The 3,627-nt window shown below is 51.7% G+C and carries 2 protein-coding genes and 2 pseudogenes; 3 read left to right on the top strand and 1 reads right to left on the bottom strand.

Annotated features, from left to right (window positions below; all coding sequences use genetic code 11):
- Positions 1-387 precede the first annotated feature (387 nt).
- The gene (gene istA, locus CV945_RS16420) at positions 388-1,893 is read left to right on the top strand and encodes an IS21 family transposase (protein ID WP_025038985.1); all 1,506 of its coding nucleotides are present in this window, start codon (positions 388-390) and stop codon (positions 1,891-1,893) included.
- Entirely contained in the window at positions 1,890-2,642 is a 753-nt protein-coding gene (istB, locus tag CV945_RS16425; protein WP_021322668.1) for an IS21-like element helper ATPase IstB, read from the top strand. Before istA ends, istB begins: the two co-directional genes overlap by 4 nt.
- A 72-nt stretch (positions 2,643-2,714) precedes the next feature.
- Here the strand turns inward: istB and CV945_RS17995 are convergent.
- Positions 2,715-2,874 (bottom strand): annotated as a pseudogene (locus tag CV945_RS17995) (DUF6431 domain-containing protein); the annotation flags it as partial.
- Positions 2,875-3,024: 150 nt separating this feature from the next.
- Between CV945_RS17995 and CV945_RS16435 the strand changes: the two are divergent.
- Positions 3,025-3,582: pseudogene (locus CV945_RS16435) on the top strand (transposase); the annotation flags it as partial.
- Between the last annotated feature and the right edge of the window lie 45 nt (positions 3,583-3,627).

Consider the following 3,627-nt stretch of genomic DNA (forward strand, 5'->3'; position numbering starts at 1 on the left):
CGCGTGATGCAAGCGGGAGAGATTCCGTAAAAATCGTCGGACATAAAATAAGATGACCTCCTTGGTGGGAAAACCAACCTGTTTGGTCTTCGCTCCTCGTCTTGGCGTTTCGAGCCATGCTTTGACCGCTTGCCAGATGACGGATTGGGTATATTGAATTGAACATACGGGAGGAGGAAAGAAGGCAGCACACTCACGGTTTTGCGGCATTCTCAGAAGCGTACCGCGCGATCCAAAGGCGATACTTGTTTAGTGCAAAATAAAAATACAGAGTTCTGCAACGAAAAGTGCAGAGCTGAAGGCAAAGAAAAAAGGCTTGCCAGCCTCTAACATTTCCTCTACTGTGGAAGTTGTGAACACATAACCAAACAGTGGAGGAGCGAAAGGATGCTGGCAATGCCCGAAATTAATCGTATCAGAAAACTGCGTGAAAAGAAAGGGTTATCGATTGCGGAAATTTCCCGTGAAACGGGATATAACTGGAGAACGGTCAAGAAATACGCAGATGGAGACATTTCTGTCCAACCAACCATCAAACGCAAAAAGGGGATGATTGAGGAAGAAGGGTACGGGCAAATCATTGATGACTGGTTGGAGGAGGATGCCAAGCTGCCGAGAAAACAACGGCGAACGAACAAGACGATGTTTGAAGCGCTTTGTCGTGACCATGGATTTCAAGGCTCGTATCGCACCGTTTGCGCGTACGTGCAAAAACGAAGACCGCAGCTCAAGCTCGAGAAAGAACAGCGCTATGAACGACTGGAGCACCCGCCAGGCGAGGCGCAGGTGGATTTCGGGAAGATGACGGTTGTGACGAAGGAGGGGAAGGAAGAAGAGCGATCGGTTTTGATCATGAGCTTTCCCTATAGCAACGCTGCGTTTGCTTATCCGCTGCCGGTGGAAAACAGTGAATGCTTCCTCCATGGGTTGACGCAGCTGTTTCGTCAGGCTGGGGGAGTGCCAAAGGCATTGCGCATTGACAATTTGTCCGCGGCCATTGTGTCGATTCGAAAAGGGGGAGAACGCCGATTCACCGAGGCTTTTGAGAAATTTCAACTCTACTATCGGTTTGATGTACAAGTGTGCAATCCATACAGTGGACATGAGAAAGGAAATGCGGAGCGAAAAGTCTATTACACTCGCAACCTTTGTTTCATCCCCGCTCCATTGATGGAGTCGGATCCGGAGCTGGTGGAGTGGCTGCATCGCAAGATGGTCGAGGACCGAAACCGTCCTCATTATGAAAAGGGGCGGTGGATCGAGGAACTATGGCAAGAAGAGCAACCGGAGCTGTTGGCGTTGCCGGAACAAGATCTTCCGATCTTCTCCCTCGATCACGCTTACGTGAATAAGTACGGAGAAGTGATGGTGGATGGGAAGGCGTTCGTCGTCCATGGCCTGTCCGTCCCCAACCGGGTGTTGGTGAAGAAAGAATGGAATCGTTTCGTTGTGTTCTCTTCCGATGGAGACGTCCATCTTGAAGCGCCAAGGCCGTATACGAACGTGAAACGCGAGATCCCTTGGAAAGAGATTTTCGCTGAGTGGGAGACCAAACCCCGGGTTGTCGGGCATTCCCGATACCGGGCGTACTTGCCGGAAGCGATCCGAACGTATCTGGCTGGCACCCCGCCCCAGGTGGCGGCCCGTTTGAAAGGGCTGCGAGCGCTGTTGGATCGTTGCACGCTTTATGAAATCGCCCAGTGGCTCGATGAGAACCAGCGATGGGACTTGGCTCCTCATGAAATCGGGGTGTTGATGGAAGCCGAGCAATCCCATTACCCGGCCAAGTGGAAAGAATCGTACACCCCTTCCGTCCTGATCGACTATGAAACGGACTTAACGGTGTATGATCAACGTCTTCATCCTGTTCGGGAAGGGGGTGTCCAGGGATGAGAGCAGAGGTGAAAGAGATTTGTAAAGCACTGCATTTGGCCTATATCGCGGATCGATTCGAGGAGGTGATGTTCGAAACGAAAGAACAGTTTTTGCGGGATGTATTGGCGCTGGAGCTGTCGTGCCGCCAGCAGGCGAAACAGGCCCGGCTGATCAAGAAAGCCAAGTTTCGGGAGTTGAAATGGCTGAAGGATTACGAATGGTCGGATCACATCCACTGGCCGACCACGACATCGAAGAAGGAATTGTGTGACCTTCGCTTTTTGGAGCGAAAGCAAAACGTTCTGCTTTTAGGCTCGCCCGGGACAGGAAAAACCCATCTCGCCACAGCGCTCGGCATCCAGGCGTGCCAACAAGGCCATGAGGTTCGGTTTTTCCGCGTCGCGGATCTCGTCGCCCAGCTGGAAGAGGCATTGAAAAATGGCACGCTCGGGCGGCTGAAACGAAGCATCGATGCGTGCGAACTGTTGATATTGGATGAACTCGGCTATGTGCCGTTTCAAAAGCAAGGATCGGAGCTGTTGTTTCATATTATCGCCGACTGTTATGAGCGAAAAAGCGTCATCGTGACGTCGAATCTGGAATTTGGACAGTGGAATCGGGTGTTTGGGGACAACCGCTTGACAGCTGCGCTGGTGGATCGCTTGGTTCACCATGCCCACATCCTGGCCTTTACGGGAGAGAGCTATCGACTGCGGAACGCTCTCTCCGCGATCCAGCCGTCCTCTTCCCCCGGTCTGGAACCTTAAGTCTTGAGCTGGCAAGCCTATGTATTTTTTCTTGCACTTCTCTGCATTTTTTGCTTGCAAAAAACAGATACTCCCCCTCTGCCGTCAACGCATAGCGTTGGTAGTATCCGTGACGGTGCAAGGGGCGGCGGGATGGACAGTGCGGGCATTGGTTCACGTCGGGAAAATCGTTCCCTTTCCCACGATCCGTATACGTTTGAATGTCAATGCCAAAGTCGTGAAACTGGATCACACTTCCTCCCCCCTCTCCTTGAAACGAATGGAAATCTTTGTCCGAAACAATTCACAAAAAATTTAGCACATTCCTTCAGAAAAGGGGAGAGGGCTTTCTGAAAGAATGTGCAAAAAAATGGGTGTTTTGTGCTGAAATAAAATGATAATTTACATCATCGCGATGCTCAAGACGAACCGGATTCTTTATCCGAATGGCGTCGCCGTCCAAGCCAAGCAGTTGGCTCGCTATATCGAGCCCCAAGACACCCGCCTCGTCACGGTGGGGAAGGAGCGTTACCGCGTGTATCGCTATGAGGGGGCGATCCATGGCCTCGATGACGCGGTGGTGCTGCTGGCTTGGAAGGCGGATCAGCCGATGACACCGGAACATCTCCATTGCGTCTTGAGCACCGACCGGGAGCTAGGCGATGAAGACATCTTGCGTTACTATGCCCAGCGTTGGACAATCGAATGCTTTTTCCGACAGGCGAAAGATCAACTGAAGCTGGATGAATACCGCGTCCGCCACATTCGGGCGGTGAAACGGTATTGGGCGGTGGTGCTCTTGGCCTGCGTGTACAGCATAGCGAAATCCCAGCAAGACCTCTCCACCGGATTGGAGCTTCTTCGATCGCGGAAAGGCCATAGCGTCATAGAGTTCATTTATGACGCCGCAAAGCAAGATATTCCCATTGATGTGATCAAAAAACAGCTCCGTATCGCGTAAGGGGTACCCTGTTTGTCTCTCTAACCATGGAAATTATTGTAATGA

Origin of the sequence: Geobacillus sp. Manikaran-105 (genome assembly GCF_002809955.1) — a bacterium.
GTDB lineage: Bacteria > Bacillota > Bacilli > Bacillales > Anoxybacillaceae > Geobacillus > Geobacillus thermophilus.